Annotated in this window: 12 protein-coding genes, 1 tRNA gene and 2 pseudogenes; 2 read left to right on the top strand and 13 right to left on the bottom strand. The window is 66.0% G+C overall.

Annotated elements, in window-relative coordinates; genetic code table 11:
• Positions 1–132 precede the first annotated feature (132 nt).
• A complete protein-coding gene (locus G4D77_RS04230; RefSeq protein ID WP_016445413.1) occupies positions 133–1,035 on the top strand; it encodes a LysR family transcriptional regulator in 903 nt (300 codons plus the stop codon).
• An 83-nt stretch (positions 1,036–1,118) separates the two neighbouring features.
• Here G4D77_RS04230 and G4D77_RS04225 read toward each other — a convergent pair whose 3' ends face one another.
• The 11 genes and pseudogenes from G4D77_RS04225 to G4D77_RS04175 form a co-directional block, all read right to left on the bottom strand.
• Entirely contained in the window at positions 1,119–1,619 is a 501-nt protein-coding gene (locus tag G4D77_RS04225; protein WP_154834692.1) for a copper chaperone PCu(A)C, read from the bottom strand.
• Positions 1,616–2,854 (bottom strand): hypothetical protein, encoded by a 1,239-nt coding sequence (locus tag G4D77_RS04220; RefSeq protein ID WP_154834691.1) that lies wholly within the window; start codon positions 2,852–2,854, stop codon positions 1,616–1,618. Before G4D77_RS04220 ends, G4D77_RS04225 begins: the two co-directional genes overlap by 4 nt.
• Before the next feature lies 1 nt (position 2,855).
• A pseudogene (locus G4D77_RS04215) lies at positions 2,856–4,053 on the bottom strand (MbnH family di-heme enzyme).
• Complete coding sequence (locus tag G4D77_RS04210) at positions 4,053–5,000, bottom strand: MbnP family copper-binding protein (protein WP_154834690.1); 948 nt, start codon at positions 4,998–5,000, stop codon at positions 4,053–4,055. The pseudogene G4D77_RS04215 and the gene G4D77_RS04210 overlap by 1 nt, the downstream one beginning before the upstream one ends.
• A gap of 147 nt (positions 5,001–5,147) precedes the next feature.
• Positions 5,148–5,633, bottom strand: coding sequence for a DUF2946 family protein (locus tag G4D77_RS04205; protein WP_154834689.1), 486 nt, complete (start codon positions 5,631–5,633; stop codon positions 5,148–5,150).
• A 10-nt stretch (positions 5,634–5,643) separates the two neighbouring features.
• The gene (locus G4D77_RS04200) at positions 5,644–6,111 is read right to left on the bottom strand and encodes a copper chaperone PCu(A)C (protein ID WP_013803107.1); all 468 of its coding nucleotides are present in this window, start codon (positions 6,109–6,111) and stop codon (positions 5,644–5,646) included.
• Positions 6,112–6,171: 60 nt separating this feature from the next.
• On the bottom strand, positions 6,172–7,647 hold the full coding sequence (locus G4D77_RS04195; protein ID WP_154834688.1) for a PepSY-associated TM helix domain-containing protein: 1,476 nt from the start codon (positions 7,645–7,647) through the stop codon (positions 6,172–6,174).
• Positions 7,647–9,707, bottom strand: a complete 2,061-nt coding sequence (locus G4D77_RS04190; protein ID WP_154834687.1) for a TonB-dependent receptor — start codon at positions 9,705–9,707, stop codon at positions 7,647–7,649. Before G4D77_RS04190 ends, G4D77_RS04195 begins: the two co-directional genes overlap by 1 nt.
• A 42-nt stretch (positions 9,708–9,749) precedes the next feature.
• Positions 9,750–10,241 carry a copper uptake system-associated protein gene (locus G4D77_RS04185; RefSeq protein ID WP_154834686.1) on the bottom strand — a complete coding sequence of 164 codons (492 nt, stop codon included), beginning with the start codon at positions 10,239–10,241 and terminating at the stop codon, positions 9,750–9,752.
• 34 nt (positions 10,242–10,275) lie between these two features.
• Positions 10,276–12,114, bottom strand: a complete 1,839-nt coding sequence (locus G4D77_RS04180; protein WP_154834685.1) for a TonB-dependent receptor — start codon at positions 12,112–12,114, stop codon at positions 10,276–10,278.
• A 312-nt stretch (positions 12,115–12,426) separates the two neighbouring features.
• Entirely contained in the window at positions 12,427–12,786 is a 360-nt protein-coding gene (locus G4D77_RS04175; protein WP_088165237.1) for a DUF2946 domain-containing protein, read from the bottom strand.
• Positions 12,787–12,989: 203 nt separating this feature from the next.
• Between G4D77_RS04175 and G4D77_RS04170 the strand changes: the two are divergent.
• Positions 12,990–13,313 (top strand): annotated as a pseudogene (locus tag G4D77_RS04170) (DUF2946 family protein); the annotation flags it as partial.
• A gap of 231 nt (positions 13,314–13,544) precedes the next feature.
• On the opposite strand, the gene G4D77_RS04165 reads toward G4D77_RS04170, so the two are convergent.
• Together G4D77_RS04165 and G4D77_RS04160 are read right to left on the bottom strand one after the other, a co-directional pair.
• The gene (locus G4D77_RS04165; RefSeq protein WP_128422724.1) at positions 13,545–13,988 is read right to left on the bottom strand and encodes a hypothetical protein; all 444 of its coding nucleotides are present in this window, start codon (positions 13,986–13,988) and stop codon (positions 13,545–13,547) included.
• Between the two features lie 974 nt (positions 13,989–14,962).
• Positions 14,963–15,039 (bottom strand) — tRNA-Arg (locus G4D77_RS04160).
• Positions 15,040–15,069: the final 30 nt, after the last annotated feature.

Below are 15,069 nucleotides of genomic sequence, written 5' to 3'. Positions count from 1 at the left end.
GGTGAATCTCCTTGGGTCGCCCAGACAAAGGTCTTGGCTGACGGATAGAGAATAGGATTCGAACGATGAACGCGGTAGCCGTTAATATTTGCCATCAGAGTCCTATCTGAGGAACGATGAAGGCGGTGTGCAATGAAAGACCTGAACGACCTCTACTACTACGTGCAGGTGGTGGACCACGGCGGCTTTGCGCCCGCGGGCCGCGCGCTGGGGATGCCCAAATCCAAGCTGAGCCGGCGCATCGCGCAGCTTGAGGAGCGTCTCGGCACGCGCCTGATCCAGCGCTCCACGCGGCGATTTGCCGTCACCGAGACCGGCCAGACCTACTACGGCCACTGCAAGGCGATGCTGGTGGAGGCCGACGCCGCTGACGAGGCCATCGCGCTGACCCACGCCGAGCCGCGCGGCATCGTGCGCATGACCTGCCCGGTGGCGCTGCTCGATGCGCGCATCGCCGACATGCTGGCGGCCTTCATGGCCGCGTATCCGCGCGTGGAGATCCACCTCGAGGAAACCAACCGCCGCGTGGACGTGGTGGGCGAAGGAATCGACGTTGCCATCCGCGTGCGCCCGCCGCCGCTGGAAGACAGCGACCTGGTGATGCGCATGCTCGCCGAGCGCGGGCAATGCCTGGTGGCCTGCCCGCAGCTGCTGACAGGCGGCATCCCCCAGGTGCCCGCCGATCTGGCAGGCCTGCCGAGCATGGACCTGGGCCTGCCGCAGCACGAGCATGTGTGGCACCTGATCGGCCCGGACGGCACGCAGGCGGCCATCCGCCACCGGCCGCGCCTGGTCACGCGCGGCATGCTGGCGCTGCGCGCGGCGGCCTTGGCGGGGGTGGGCGTGGTGCAACTGCCCTCGATGATGGTGCGCGAGCAGATCGCGCGCGGTGAACTGGTCCACGTCATCCCGGGCTGGGCGCCACGGCGCGAGATCATCCATGCGGTGTTCGCCTCACGGCGCGGGCTGCTGCCGGCCGTGCGGGCGCTGCTGGATTTCCTGGCAGAGCGGTTTGAGGCGCTGGACGAAGACTGAGCTGCCGGCAGGCCCCATGGTGGCGATTGCAGCAGCTCATGGCTGCATCTCGCCTTGTGGGGCACGGCCCTTCGCATGTCCGTTCAATGCGGGTGTTGGTGTCCGGATGGCATGCGCTTGGGTTGCTGCACCCAGACCTTGACCTTGTATTCGCCAGCCTTTTCGAACTGCAGCGTCAGATCGAAGCGATCACCCTCGCGCAGGGGCTGCTTGAGATCGATCAGCATGAGGTGGTGTGACTGGCCATGGCGCAACTGCACCTCCTGGCCTGCGGGCAGTTCGATGAAGGGCACTTCGCGCATGCGCATGATGTCGCCCTCCATCTTCATCTCATGCAGCTCCACGCGTGCGGCCGCTGGCGTGCTGGCCCCGATGAGCCGGTCGGCGTTCTTTCCCTTGTTCCTGATCCCCCGCAAATACGCCGCCCCGTTGCTGGAGCCGGCGATGGAGGGCGTGGCGTAGGGGTGGTCTATGACCAGGTCTCCCGCCCGGAAGTCATGGGCCCGTGCCGTCAGCGGCAGTGTCAGGGCACAGCCCATGCCCAGCAGCATTCCAAGCGCATGGCGGCGAAGCATTGTGGTCATTTCCAGTTCCTTTCCAACAGGGCATCGGGGGTCCAGATCAGCCGCAGGCCTGCCACCGTATGGCCTTTGCCGGCAATGTGCTCGCGCCCGGCTTCAAGCGCGATCAGAACGCTTTTGACGGGGCGCCAGCCGGCCATGGCCGTGAAGCGGCGCGATGGGTTGTTGGGCAGCAGGTTGGCGTCCGTGGCCACCAGCAGGGCGCCCGGCCCGCTGACGCGATTGGTGCTTCTGAGCCATTCCTGGCGGGCACCGAATTCCCAGCGCGCGCGCGGCTGCCAGAGCACCTCCAGCCAGCCGCCCAGGGTGCGGCCCTGGTAGCGGGTGTCGCCGTTCTGGGAATAGAGGTTTCCGCTTTCGCGCCGCCAGATGCCTGCTGCGGTGAGCTGGACGCCCTGCAGCGGCGTGGTCCAGGTGGCGCTGGCCCCGGCCAGGTCCACGGTGCCGTCGAAGCAGGTGATGTCGCGCAGGCTGGCATTGCACTGTGGCGCCGTGTGGATGTGGCCGCTGTTGGAGCGCTGTACATAGGCGCCGCGCCCCTTGGGCTGCATCCGGCTGTAGAAGGCGTCAGCCTGCACCGATGTCCAGGCGGCGCTGGCATGCACGACGGGCGCCCAGGCGGCGTTGTCGCTGCCGGGAAAGCGCCGGGCGCGCCAAAGCCCCAGGTCAATGCCCTGCAGCCAGGACATGGCGCCTTGCAGGTGGGGACGCCAGGCGGCGTTGACGCCATCCTCGATCCAGTCGCCGTTGAAGGCCGCCCGCTTGGCCAGCGGCATCTGGCCGTAGCGGTCGAAGTGCCCGGCACGCGTGAGCACCTGCCCCATGGGCACGCGGTTGCGGCCTGCGCCCAGGGTCAGCTCGGCGTCTGAGCCGCTGCGCGCTTCCATCCAGGCGGCCTCCACGTGGGCTGGGTCGCTGTCGTGCCAGCCCATCGCGATGTTGGCCCCCAGTTGGGGAGATACGCGCAGGCCGGCGCCCAGGGTGCCATGCTCCAGCCGCCAGCCGCGCTGGTCGTCAGGCGTGTCGCCCAGGCCCAGCGTGCCGGCCAGCCTGGGCGCCGGCAAGGTGGAATCGCCATGGAGATAGGCGGCCACCGCAGCCATGTCGATGCGCAGGCCGTTGGTCTGCGGTATGCCGTCATCCAGGGTGTGCGCGGCGGCGCTGCCTGCCGACAAGGCGATGGCGATGGCGATGGCCGCTGCCAGCGGTGTGCGTTGCGCGAGGAAGCTGCGTTGCATGCTATTGGCCTGCCTGCCGTGCAAAGGGATCGGCGAGCCTGGGGTTGGTGAGCAGCTCATGGTCCGTGAGGGTTTTGAGAAAGGCCAGCAGGTCGGCGCGGTCGTCGGCCGTCAGGGCGATCTGGTTGATGAAGTCGTTCTTGTTGGGGTTGGCGCGCCCGTCGCCGGCATGCGGGCCGGAGGTGATGTTGCGGCCCCCGGCCGCATAGAACTGCAGCACTTCCTCCAGCGTCGCGATGCTGCCGTCATGCATGTAGGGGCCGGTGACTTCCACATTGCGCAGGCTGGGCGCGCGGAACTTGCCCATGTCCTTGAAGAGCTGGGTCAGTTCGTAGACGCCCCGGTTGGGTTCGGGGAAGGCGCCGGTGCCGCCGATGTTGTAGAGGCCCGTGTTGTGGAACGGGGTCTCGACGATGCGGCTGCCCGCGTGCACGATCTGGTCGTTGAAGTTGAAGCTGCTGTGGCAGTGGAAGCATTCGGCCTTTTCGCCGAAGAACAGGTTCATGCCGCGCTGCTCGGCCGGGTTCAGTGCCGTGCTGCCCTTGAGGTACTGGTCATATTTGCTGTTGCCCGAAAGAATGGTGCGCTGGAATGCCGAGATGGCGTGGATCACATTGCCCCAGGTGATGGGCGCTGCCTGGCCCGGGTAGGCCCTGGCGAAGCGCGGGCCGTAGCCGGTGTCGGCAGCCAGCCGCGCGAGGATTTCCTCCTTGTTGTTGTCGTTGACGCCCATCTCCACCGGGTCCGTGCCGAACAGCGGCGTCTCCATCTGCTTTTCAAGCGTGACCAGCGAGGGGTTGGCCCAGGTCAGCGTGGCGTTGTAGACCACGTTGGCCAGACTCTGGGCGTTGCGCGGATGTGCGTGCCCCGTGGAGCCCAGTGATGTCGTCAGGCCATCGGTGAAGGCCTTGGACTGTATGTGGCAGCTCGCGCAGGCCTGCGTGCCATTGCCCGAAAGGCCTGTCGTAGAACAGAAAGCGGCCGAGCTCGGCCTTCTCCGCCGTCATGGGATTGGTGTCGGGCACCTTGGGGGTGGGGAAAAAGGAGGGCAGCGCCCAGGACCAGCCCGTGCTGCTGCCGGAGTCATCGTGGACGGCGGTGTCGCCGCCCCCGCAGCCCGCCAGGGCGATGGCCCCGGCAAGGCCGCACAGGGCGGCGGTCCATGCCGCCACCCGCCGAAGCGAATGGGGCTTGTGCATTACTTGGCCTCGGTACGGAACACGGTCTGGCCGCTGCCTTCATTGATGGAGCGGCCCGTGGTCAGATCGATCTTGAGCGCGCTGAAGATGGGCACGCACTCCGGATCGGTGGCCCCGGACATGCAGCCGGCGGCGCCGCCCAGGTCTTCCTTGACGTTCGAGCCCTGCAGCAGCTGCGCAATGTCCAGCACTACCTTCTGGGTGCCGGCATTGAAATCGCCGAACCGGAAATCCATGCGGTCCGGACGCGCGCAGCTGACCGTCTCGCCGGTCACGGGGTTGCCCGTGCAGCCCGTGGAGCCCAGGTGCACGTAGAAGGTCTTGCCGGGGGCGGCCGGCGCGGGGCGGGCCACGCCGCCCACGGGGTTGACCTCGATCTGGGCGAACTTGCGGCCGGCCTGCCAGGACCAGGCCAGGGCCTGCACATCGAGCGGCTTGGGCGCGACGGCATAGTCGGTGTGGTTGACCGAAGAGGGCACGCCCACGGTCATCCTGACGCCCTTGTACGTGCCTGCGGGCACCGTGCCCTTGATTTGCGTGTTCTGCGCCTGCGTGCCTGCGTCGGCGCATGCGCCGGTGCCGTCCTCCAGGTCGATCAGCGTCACCTCCTTGGTCTGCCAGTCGTTGACGTCCAGGGTGACGGCAACGGCCTCGCCCTTGTCATTGATCAGCGAGACGCCGCTCACGTAAAAGCGCAGGTCATGCAGGTCCACCGTGGCCTGGCTGGTTCCAATGCCGGCGATGGGCGTGCCGCATTTGGCGGGCAGGCTGCCGGCCTTGGCGGCGAACTCGATGGCCACGGCCTGGGGGCCTGTGGGTGTGGTGGGCGTGGTGGGCTGGCCGTTGTCGCCGCCTCCGCCGCCACCGCAGGCGGCCAGCAGCAGCGGCAGCGCGGTGGCGATCAGGGCGAGGGGAAAGCGGGTGTTGTCAAAGTAAGTGGTACGCATGGGAAACGGTTTCTTGGTGCCTGCGCAGGAGCCATGGCGGCGCGCAGGCGTGGGTCACCCTGCAGGCCCGACACAGGTCGAGGCTTGGCATGGGAAAGGAGTTCGGGAATGGGCGCCGGCATGCCGCCCGTGCGGCCCTTTCGGGCCTCAGGACAGGGGAGGCGCCCTGGGGGGCGTGCTCAACACCACGCGCAGCACGGTGTCCCGCGGGCGCAGGGCCTGGGGCGGCAGCGGGGGGGGAGGCGGCGGTGCGGCAAAGCGCAGGTCCGCGCGGGACAAATCAGGAGGGGCATCGCTCACGACCCGGCACAGGGGGCAATGCGCCTGGCCAGCGGCCGTGGTTTGACCATCGGCTTCGGGCTCGCCTGCAGCAGACACCGGTTGCGCCTGCTGCAGGCCCAGGGGTGTGCAGACTTCCATGGCCAGCCGCGCCAGCGGGTCGCCACTGACCTGGCCCGATGCCAGCACCATCGCCAGGGCAGGGAGCACAAAGGCGAACAGCAGCGCCGCAACCATCCAGGCGGCAAAGCGCCGGCCCTGGTCGCGCCGCTGTCGTGCGCCCGGCAACGCCCACGGCCAGGCGGGTGGCCCGAAGGCCACCAGGCGCTTGATGCGGAGGCTGCTGCAGCGCATGGGCCCCGTGTCAGTGCTTGTGATCGTGGCCCGAGGGCGCCGCCTTGGTGGCCAGCGGGCGGACGGGTGCCTGCACCTGCACGGATTCACGCTTGCCGTCCTTGCCTTCGATGATGAGGGTCAGCGGCACGGTCTGGCCTTCCTGCACCTGCTGCTTGAGGTCCAGCAGCATCACGTGGTAGCCGCCGGGCTTGAGTTCCACGGTCTTGCCTGCCGGCAGCGCGATGGACGGCACCTGGCGCATCTTCATCACGTTGTCCTGCATGGCCATCTCATGGACTTCGACGACCGGCGTCAGGGGCGAAGTCGCTGCGACGAGCTTGCTGTCCTGGGCGGCCTGCAGCTTAAGGAACGCGCCGGTGGCCTTTTGCTGCGGCACGGTGGCACGCACCCAGGCATCACTGACGCTGACCTGGGCATTGGCGAATCCGCTGATCATGGCGGCGGCGAGGGCAAGCAAACGGACGTGGCGTTTCATGGGGTTCTCCTTCGTTGGCAAAAATGTCGTGTGTGTCGGATGCGTGCGCCGTGCTCAGGCTCAGTGGGCCGCTGTACTGTGGAGCGGGAAGGCCAGCCGGTCCAGCAGGGCCATGACCAGCAGGGATACCGCCACCAGCGGAAACAGGATCGCTCCCAGAAGCAGGATGGCGGATACCCCCTGCAGCACGCGGCGGTTTGCGGGCATGGGCGGCACGCCCAGGTGCCGGGCCGGCCTGCGTTTCCACCACATCACGGCGGCCGTGACGCACAGCAAGGCGATGCCCAGACAGGCCACTACCAATACGATTTGGTTGACGACGCCATATTCCTGCCCAAGGTGCACGTTGATGCCCCATTCCAGGGTCTTGCCGAGCGGTCCATAGTCCGCATACGACATGTCCAGCAGCGCTTTGCCGCTGTACTGGTCCAGATGGATCACACGCTGGTGGGACAGGTCCTCGGGATAGACGGAGGCGGTGTAGACCCCTTGCGGCCCCTTGGGCAACTGGATGGCATAGCCGGCTGCGATACCCAGGCGCTCGACAGCGGCCACCGCCTGGTCTAGGGACAGGGAGGCAGGCTGAGACGGGGAGGCAGAGTGCGACGATGAAGGCGTTTGGTCCGGCATGGCGTCGTGACCTGCATGCTCCTCATGGCCCTCATGGCCCTCATGGCCCTCATGGCCCGACTGTGGCAGCTGCGCCCGCTGCAGCGACCATGCCGTGTGCCCGTCCTCGGACAGCCGAAGGCCGGACATGGGAACCTGAACGCGCAGTCCGGCCGGGTAGCCGTAGTTGTGGCCATTGGCCCACTGGTTGGCCTTGGCGCCCCACAGCACTGACCAGGGCATGCCCGTCAACGCGAGGAACAACAGCATACCGCCCACGACCCATCCGGTGACTGCATGCAGATCCCGCCAGAACACCCGCTTGCTAGGCGTGCCGCGCACGGAGACCACACCGCCGCTGCGGCCGCGCGGCCACCACAGGTAAACGCCCGTGGCCACCAGCAGGATGGACCAGCCCGCAGCGATCTCGATGGCGCCACGTGCCACGGAGCCGAAATACTTCAGGCTGTGCAGCTTGCGTATCGTCCAGGCCACGCTGCCGCCCTCGGGCAAGGTGCCCACGACTTCTGCCCTATAGGGGTCCACAAAGACGGACAGCCGTTGCCCATCCACCGTTGCGATCAACGCCTCGGCCGTTCGCGTCGGCCCGGGCGCGGGCAGGTATTTGAGCAGCTTGCCCGGCTGCGCCGCCAGTGCTGCAGCGGCGATCTCCTGATGGGAGTGCGCCGCCCTGGGTGTCTGCGGTTGCGCCACATGCAGCAGGCGATCGTGGAAAAAACCATCGATCTGGTTCTTGAAGACATACAGGCCTCCCGTGACCGCCAGCCAGGCGAGAAACGGCAAGACCAGCAGGCCGGCATAGAAATGCCAGCGCCAGACGGCCTTGTAGAGGTCGGACGCACGGTCGCGTGCCTGGGGGCGCGCCTGGGCCGCGCCTGATGCGTCGGAAGGCTGGGGCGTGTCCATCAGAAGCGCAGGTTCATGCTGGCATAGACGCCGCGCCCGTCGGCGGGCGAATAGCCCGAGGAGCCGCTGTCATACCAGGCGTAGACGTACTTGCGGTTGGTGACGTTCTTGACCTGCAGGCCCAGATCCATGGTGTCCGAGAGCCGGTAGCTGGCACCCAGGTTCAGCACGGCGAACTTGCCTGCTCGGCCCTGGGTATTGGTGCGCTCCAGGTAGTAGTCGCCCTGGGCATTGCCCCAGGCCGACAGCTTCAGCCGGTCCGTGGCCTGCCAGTCCACGCCGGCCGAGACCAGGTAGTGCGGCACGTTCTCGATTTCCTTGCCCAGGGTGGCGGGTGCGCTGGGGTCGGGCGCGGTGATGCGTGCCACCTGGTGGGAGTAGGCGATCCACGCCGTGGTGCGGGCATGGGGCTTCATGTTGAGCTGTATGTCGTAGCCCTTGCGCAGCGTCTTGCCCACGTTGCCCAGGCCGCCCGGGTCGGGCAGGCCGTCCACGCCCAGCACCCGGGCCACCTCGCCCGAGGCGCGCTGCTCCCAGTAGGCCACGCGGCCGTTGAGCCAGGGCAGGGGAGAGAACTTGACGCCCGTTTCCCAGCCATCATTGATGGAGGGCCTGAGGTTGCGATCCTGCGTGCGGTAGGCGTCGATGCCCGAGCCGATCTGGAAGGTCCGGCCCCAATTCGCGTAGACGCTGGCCTGCTGGCTCAGGGTGTAGGCGATGCTGATCTTGGGCTGCTTGATCAGGCCGTAGTCATGCACGGGGGCGCGCGTGCCGGCCAGGCGGTCGATGAAGTGGCCATCCACGTCATCAATGCGCAGCGCCGGGATGATTCTGAGGGCTTCGATGGGGCGGATCACGGCCTGCACATAGGCGCCCTGCGTATGGAGGTCGAAGTCCCAGTCGCGGAACTGCGAGGTCCGCACGCGCTCCGTGGTGCGGTAGCGCTGGCCCAGGTTGCTTTGCCGCTGGGCGTCCAGACCGCCTTCGAGTGTGAATTCATGCGCCCAGTCCACCTTGGGGCGCCAGGTCAGGGTGGTGATGGCGCCTTGCTGCTGCTCGTCGTTGTAGCGCTCCTGCTGCGATCCCGCTGCCGAGAAGCGTACCCAGCGCTGGTTCTCGTACTGGTTGGCGTAGACCTTGGCAGACAGCGACAGCTCGGGCGTCAGTTCGCCATCCAGGTGGGCGCTGAGCTGGCCGGTTTCCCGCTCGCCACGGTCGGCCGCCGCGTAGGCCGGGGAGCTGCGCGGCGCCTTGATGGCTTCTTCGTAGCTGAGGTAGCCCGACTCCAGCGCCTTGTTGCGGTAGTAGCGCGCGATCACGCCGGTGCGCCAGCGGCCATCGTCCGAGGTGTAGAACCATTTGCCGGACAGGGACAGCTTGCGGGCATCGGCATGGTCCCGGTAGCCGTCCGAATCGCGCCAGGCCAGGAAATAGTTCTGGCTCCAGTTGCCGCTCTCGATGCCCTTGGACACCTGCAACTCCTTGGTGCCGAAGCTGCCCACGGTCACGCTGGCACGGCCCTCGTTGCCGCCCGTGCGGGTGATCACGTTGGCATTGCCGGCGATGTTGTTGAGGCCGTAGCGCGCGTCATTGGTGCCGCGCACGATCTCGATGGCCTCGATGTCCAGCGGGAAGACAGCGTCCAGAAAGGGCATGCCCCCGGCGTTGTCATTGCTGGGGATGCCATCGATCAGCAGCTTGACCGCATTGATGCGGCCTTCGCCGTTGAAGCCCCGGAAGGAGAAGCGCCCGGCATCCGTGCCCTGCTTGAACTGCGTGACCTGCACGCCGGGCGCCTTGGACAGCAGCTCCCAGCTGTAGTCCACATGCTCGTTCTCGAGGATGTCCGCGCCCACGATGTCCACGGAGCTGAACACGCTGCGTGTGGACAGCGGGCCGGAGGCCTTGGAGGTGATGCTGATGGTGCCCAGCGTCAGGGCGGAGTCGTCCTGGCTCAACGGTTGGGGGGCGGCCAGGCCCTGGGCATGGGCCGCCGAGGCCAGTGCCAGGGCGATGGACAGGGCCAGGGGGCTGCGCGAGAAGGAGAGGGAGACAGACATCAGGTGAGGCAGACGGTGGATGGTGTGGAGGAGGCGATCGGCTCAATGGGCCGGATGTGCGGATGGGGGATGCTGGCCCTGCGCGTCCATATGGACCATGCCGTCGAACAGGGACAGCAGGGCGCGGCGCGGGGCGGGCATGGCGGACTCGGCCTGCACGACCTTGCTGGCCAGACTGCGCGCGGCCGATGCAGACAGGCCAGCCATTGCCAGCATCTTGGGGTCCTTGAGTCCATCGCCGCCACAGGCGGCCACCAGCCATTGGCCCTGCGCGTCGCGCCGCAGCAGGGCCCGGCCACCGCGATCGCCTTGTATCCATCCGGCGACCGCATGGCCGCCTTCGATGGAAATGGGCGCTACCTCCAGCCTGGCCTCGGGCTTGTCCCAGGTGGCCATCATGGCGCTGCGGATGGCCGCCGCATCAGCCGACCCGGCCGTGGCGGGGGGCGTCGCGCCCGAGGCCGCCGCCGTGGCGGGCAGGCCCAGGACCAGGGCCATCGACAGGGCGATGCTGCTCAAAGAAAGATGTCTCATGCGTGCTCCTTGTGCGGGCTGTGCGGGCGGGGGATCAGAAGCTGGCCGCCACGCCGATCTGTGCCGAGCGGCCGGGCATGGGGTAGCCGGGGCGATAGGCGTAGTTGCGGTCGAACAGGTTCTCCACGGCCAGGAAAACCTCTCCCTTGCTGCCCAGGGCAGGCACCGGATAGGCCACTCGCAGGTTGGCCACGGCAAAGCCGGCCACGCGCTCGGTGTTGGCGGCATCGGCGCCCCGCGCGCGGCTCAGCGCCCAGACTGCCGACTGGTACTGCGCATCGAAGGCGACCCGCACCGGGCCGGCCTTGCCATTGACGCCCAGCGTCAGCGCGCGGCGCGGGCTGTAGGGCAGGTTGTCCATGCTGGGGTCCAGCAGCGTCAGGCCGGCAAAGCCCGACCAGCCGCCGCCCAGCGCCTGGCGCAGCGACAGCTCCATGCCGCGCATGGTGTAGCCGCCCAGGTTGATGAACTGCGGCGGGGGCGGGACATTGGGCGGAAAGCCGAAGACATAGCGGTTCTTGACCTTGTCGTGGAAGATGCTGGCGTCAAGCTGTGTGGCCTGCGACAGCGTCCACTTGAAGCCCAGTTCGGCGTGGTCCATCTCCTCGGCGGACAGCTGCTGCCACGTGGAGCCCAGGGCCGGAATCAGCGATGCCAGCAGCGGCGTCTCCAGTCCGGGGTAGTTGATGCCGCGCGACAGGTTGGCGTAGACGGTGAACTGCTCCGAGGCCAGCGACAGGCCCGCATGGGGGGCCGCCTTGGAGCTGAACTGGCTGTGGTCGTACATGCGCAGGCCGGCAGAGGGCACCAGGCTCCATGTCGCCGACAGCGGGATCTCCTGGCTGAGTCCCGCATAGGGGGAGGTGATCCTGAAGGTGGGCGCCTGGAAAAATCCCTGCGGCGCTGGTGCGACGCGGTTGAAAGCGGCATCGCCCGAAATGCGGTCGTGGTCCAGGCCGGCAGTGACGGTGGCCCCCTTCCAGGGCGAGAACTGTTCCTTCCAGCGCAGGCCGCTCATGCGGAATTTGTTGATGCTGTCGCCGTCCGGCGCGGGCTGGTCCAGCCAGTCGCCACGGCCATGGTTGCTGTACAGCTTGAGCTCGCCCCGCCAGTCATCATGCACGTGGGACACGGAGCTGCTGAACATGCTGGCCTTGGTGTTGTACTGGGGGGCCAGCGCCGCAGCGGCAAGCCGTGCGTCGCCAGGGTCCCTGGCCTTGTTGTCCACCTGCAGGAAGCTGGCCGCCACCGACCAGTTCGCATCCAGCCTGTAGCCAATGCGCCCCATGAGGTTGCTGAGCCGGCCATCCGCATTGGCGCGGTGGCCGTCGGAGCGTGCAAAGCCCTGGGCCAGGCTCCAATCCAGGTTGCCGCTTCTGCCCAGCAGACTGGCCTGTTCGGTGAGGGTGCCGTAGGAGCCCGCCGAGATCCTGGCATCCCCGTGCACGCCGTCCTCGGTGGCGCGGCGCGTGAGCAAGTCGATGGAGGCGAAGTTGTTGCCATTGACCTGGGGCTGCGGGCTCTTGTAGACCGTGATGGACTGCATGCCGTTGACGGGCAGCAGGTCCAGCAGGGGATGGCTCCACAGTCCCATGTAGAACGGCACGCCGTCCACATAGGTCTTGATCTCGCTGCCGGGTCGGCTCACACCCATGCCGCGGATATAGACGGCGCCGCCCTGATCGCCGCCAAAGGCACCCACGGGGTTGTAGCGCGAGATCTGGACACCGGGCGTGCGGCGCAGGGCCGAGGCCAGGTCCACCGCGTTCTGGTCGCGCAATTGGTCCTGGGTGATCACGGCCGAGTTGGAGGAAAACGCATCCAGCTCCATCTCTTCCACCACGGGGCGGGCATTGACGGTGACGGGGGCCATCCGAGGCTCCTGGGCATGCGCGCCGGCAGCCAGTGTGAGAAGGGCCAAGGCGATGGAGGACCTGTGGAAAACGGCCGGAATGCAGGTGAAGCGTTGGGCAAGCATGGGTGTGCACGCAGTCCGTCTGAACTGCGCAAATCATTGTTGGACGATCCAGGGCAGGCCGTTGCCCGTGCGCCGCACCGCCGGCCTGGTCACAGGCGGGCGCATTGGGGGCTTGGGGCAGGCCAGGAAATGACCTCGCAACTGGCGTGGCGCAAGGCCTTGCCATGGTGTCGCGGCCAAGGCAGCCGCGCTATCGATGCGAGGGAATCAGGCCTGTGCGGGAGGCCCGCGGGGCGGAAGCGGCGCGCCGACCAGGGCTGCGATATGGGCCGCTGCAAACGGATGCAGGGCTGCCGCCAGAGGATGGGGTTGTGCCACCGCCAGGCTGACGGGAGGCAGAGGCAATGCAGGGGCCAGGCACATCGAGCAATCGAGCGTGTGCTGACCTGGCGCCTGGGCCTGGCCCTCGTCGTCAAGAACCACCATGGTGATGGCTCCGCCGCTGGAGCAGATGAGCTCCATGGTCTTGGGGTTGACGAAGGGCGAAGCCCCTGCAACACCCAGCGTCAGCAGGAACCACGCCAGGGCGAGGCGCTTCCAGAATGACGATGTGCGAAGGGTGTGCATAGCCCGCGATTATGGCGGCGATATCGGACCGACAGCAACCTTCTTGCGCAATGGCGGATGCAGATCCGGCCCGGTTGATCTTGGTCAAGGCGCTGCCGCCGCTTGAAGGCGGCGGATGGCAAGGCAGTTTTGCAGGGAACTCACAACAGCTTGCCAGGCAGTTGCCTCGCTCAACAGGCGATGGCCCCCCATAATGCGTACGCATGCAAACCTTGCGCAACTGCCTGATGCTGCCCCGCCTTGCTTTGGCGTGGTTCATGCTGGCATTGGCGATGGCCGTGGCGTCGCCCATCGTGCACCCGCGCTCCCTGGAAGTGGTTTGCACGGGCAATGGCAGCATGCAGGTGGTCGTTCTGGATGACGAAGGACAGGCGAGTGCCGGCACGCACCACTCGCTCGACTGTCCTTTGTGCCTGGTGGTCACGCCTGCCTTGCTTCATCCTTCGCCGGAGTTTGAACAGCCGCAGCCGTTGGGATTGGCGGTGCAGCCCGTGGAGTCGGCGCGCATTGCTGCGCTGGTGGGGGCCAAGGACTGCTTTGTCCGCGTGGCGCTGGATATGCCCGAGCCGCTGGCCAGCACGCTGGCGCAGAAGGACGTGCTGGACCAGAAGATGGACTGCGACCAGGACATCAGCCGCCTGCGCCGCCAACTGGACGTGATGCACGAGCTGTCCGCGATCCTGGGCGAGCGCATCGCCGCTTTCTGAGCCAGCAAGGTCCGGCACCTGGGTTTGCTGCCCGAGTGCCGCACGCAGATCTCAATCCACGTACCACTGCATTGGATAGTTCTGCTTCAGACTGTGAGTGACTTGGCCTGTAGAGTAGCTGATTCCATATTGGGAGTACTGCCCAAGAGTATTTACAATAATATGCATTGCCTGCGGGGGATTGAGTATTTGTCCCGCGTCTCTGCCTATTGTCCACCCCGCGTAAAGTGGCGCGGGTCCATAGCAAACCACACCTTTTGAAGCATCGGCCTCATGTGCAGCGGTGTTGCATAGGATCGACCAAACTTGAATATTTGGTGAATTAATGATGACTTTCACAGATGAGCCGGTGCTCACCGCATTTCGTAAAGATTGAAGTGTTCCTGCCGTCACGTTTCCGCTGGCATCATTTGCATAGACCAACGTCCATGCATGAGAGTTACTTGTAATCAGAGCGAGTGCTGCGGCAGAAAGAATTTTTCGGAAATTTTTCATATTGAATAAAAACTAACGTAGTTTTGATTTATATGGCATTGACTAATGATGCGATCTAGTGTGACGAGAAGAGTGGCTTGCTATGTATTTGAGTAATTGGCTCTCCATTTGCGTCAGTTGGAAACAATAATTTACACTTGTTGAGCACGTTACGTCAACAATAGTTATTGCCCTGCCGGATTGTTGTTGCGCAAATGGACAAATGATTTCGCAAAACGCCTGCGTATTTGGTCTCGTTTGGATTTGGTGCTGGCTGGCTTCCGACTGCGCGACAAGTTGGCGGCTGGCGCCTAAGCCGCAGGCGTTGGGTCAGCCAACGCTATCGACACGACCGTGCCGTCGATTGCGACCATTTCGCCTTTCGTCGCGGGGTCAGCTTCGAGCGGCACGCCCTACATCGTTCCGGGGTGCTCGCCTTTGTGCATGACGTGAGCGAGGTGGTAGAGCTCTTCGGGCGGCAGCCGGAAGCGTTATGGGTACTTGTCGCTGCCGTGTGCTTTCCAGTGACTCATGAAGCCAGCAACGACGCGCTGTCGGACTGTGTGCTCGGGATGTGTCGGATCGATTGGCATGGGCGGCATTGAGCCGTCAGTCTTCCGGGCAGCGCTCAATGGCCCAGTTCAGCGCAGTCCTGCGGGCCGTCGCAGGCCCTGACGCCGCGCTCGTCATTCCAGAGGATGCCCCGGCAAGACGAGATCGAACGCATGTGGCGGGTTGGCCGGCCCGGTCGCCTGCAGCGCAAACGCAAAAAGTCCCTCGGCGCCAATGACAGTGCCGAAGGGCTTGGATTTTGGTGCCTCGATGTGCCGGGGCTGAAGGACAGGCGAGAAATCTTGGGATGTTGGCCGGCGGCGTCCCATGACGAGGGCGTCGTGTCAGCAGGTCGTGACACGGCGGCAAAGACGAAAAACGAGAAATGTTCCCTGGATGTTCCCCAGGATTTGGCTGGTGCACTGCTTTCAGAGGGGAAAGACTGGCCTGCCCGGAGGGACTCGAACCCCCGACCTATTGCTTAGAAGGCAATTGCTCTATCCGGTTGAGCTACGGGCAGGTATGGCCGCTGACGGGCCAGCGCGGATCA

This window comes from Delftia sp. WY8 (assembly GCF_018437695.1).
Classification (GTDB): Bacteria; Pseudomonadota; Gammaproteobacteria; order Burkholderiales; family Burkholderiaceae_C; genus Comamonas; species Comamonas tsuruhatensis.
The sequence above is the reverse complement of the archived record's forward strand: the minus strand, read 5'-3'. Positions and strand labels throughout refer to the sequence as shown.

What these genes read in the sequence shown, in the direction of transcription:
- G4D77_RS04230 (WP_016445413.1), top strand. Translation starts at nt 133, where the DNA reads ATGAAAGACCTGAACGACCTCTACTACTACGTGCAGGTGGTGGACCAC.
- G4D77_RS04225 (WP_154834692.1), bottom strand. Translation starts at nt 1,619, where the DNA reads ATGACCACAATGCTTCGCCGCCATGCGCTTGGAATGCTGCTGGGCATG.
- G4D77_RS04220 (WP_154834691.1), bottom strand. Translation starts at nt 2,854, where the DNA reads ATGCAACGCAGCTTCCTCGCGCAACGCACACCGCTGGCAGCGGCCATC.
- G4D77_RS04210 (WP_154834690.1), bottom strand. Translation starts at nt 5,000, where the DNA reads ATGCGTACCACTTACTTTGACAACACCCGCTTTCCCCTCGCCCTGATC.
- G4D77_RS04205 (WP_154834689.1), bottom strand. Translation starts at nt 5,633, where the DNA reads ATGCGCTGCAGCAGCCTCCGCATCAAGCGCCTGGTGGCCTTCGGGCCA.
- G4D77_RS04200 (WP_013803107.1), bottom strand. Translation starts at nt 6,111, where the DNA reads ATGAAACGCCACGTCCGTTTGCTTGCCCTCGCCGCCGCCATGATCAGC.
- G4D77_RS04195 (WP_154834688.1), bottom strand. Translation starts at nt 7,647, where the DNA reads ATGGACACGCCCCAGCCTTCCGACGCATCAGGCGCGGCCCAGGCGCGC.
- G4D77_RS04190 (WP_154834687.1), bottom strand. Translation starts at nt 9,707, where the DNA reads ATGTCTGTCTCCCTCTCCTTCTCGCGCAGCCCCCTGGCCCTGTCCATC.
- G4D77_RS04185 (WP_154834686.1), bottom strand. Translation starts at nt 10,241, where the DNA reads ATGAGACATCTTTCTTTGAGCAGCATCGCCCTGTCGATGGCCCTGGTC.
- G4D77_RS04180 (WP_154834685.1), bottom strand. Translation starts at nt 12,114, where the DNA reads ATGGCCCCCGTCACCGTCAATGCCCGCCCCGTGGTGGAAGAGATGGAG.
- G4D77_RS04175 (WP_088165237.1), bottom strand. Translation starts at nt 12,786, where the DNA reads ATGCACACCCTTCGCACATCGTCATTCTGGAAGCGCCTCGCCCTGGCG.
- G4D77_RS04165 (WP_128422724.1), bottom strand. Translation starts at nt 13,988, where the DNA reads ATGAAAAATTTCCGAAAAATTCTTTCTGCCGCAGCACTCGCTCTGATT.